Here is a 581-nt window from a genome sequence, read left to right as displayed (position 1 = left end):
CTGACACGGGTGGTTCACCCACCCGCATCCCGACCGCAGCGTCGGTCGTGTCCTGCCCTTCGTCTCGCAACATTTGCATCCCGCGAGAAAGGATGTTGATCGCGCCGACCACATCGGCGTTGCCCTCGAACCCACATTCCGCGCATTTGAACCTGGCTTGCGTAGGGCGATTGTCCGCCGACACATAGCCGCAGCACGGGCAGGTGCGGCTCGTGTTCTGCGGCGGCACGACAATGAGTCTGCCACCTTTCCAGGCCAGCTTGTAATCCAGCTGGCGACGGAACTCGTACCACCCCTGATCGAGGATGGACTTATTCAGCCCCGACTTGGCGCGGACGTTCTTCCCAGGAGCATCTGCCGTACCTGCCGCCGACTTGGACATGTTGCGCACCTGCAAGTCCTCGATACACACAATCGCGTGGCTTTTGCAAATCGCGGTCGAGACCTTGTGCAGGAAGTCGCGGCGGGCGTTGGCGATGCGGGAATAGATGCGCTGGACACGGGCTTTCGCCTTCTTCCAGTTGTTGCTGAACTTGACTTTGCGGGAGAGCGCTTGCTGTGCCTTGCGCAAGCGCGCCTCG

General features: G+C 61.3%; 1 protein-coding gene. It reads right to left on the bottom strand.

Going from position 1 to position 581, the window contains the following annotated elements:
• Window positions 1–581: RNA-guided endonuclease InsQ/TnpB family protein (locus NW837_RS06925; protein WP_414330147.1), on the bottom strand; the 581-nt coding region annotated here is incomplete at both ends.

Origin of the sequence: Synechococcus sp. R6-10 (assembly GCF_047461815.1) — a bacterium.
GTDB lineage: Bacteria > Cyanobacteriota > Cyanobacteriia > Thermostichales > Thermostichaceae > Thermostichus.
This window is presented reverse-complemented; position numbering and strand designations above follow the sequence as displayed.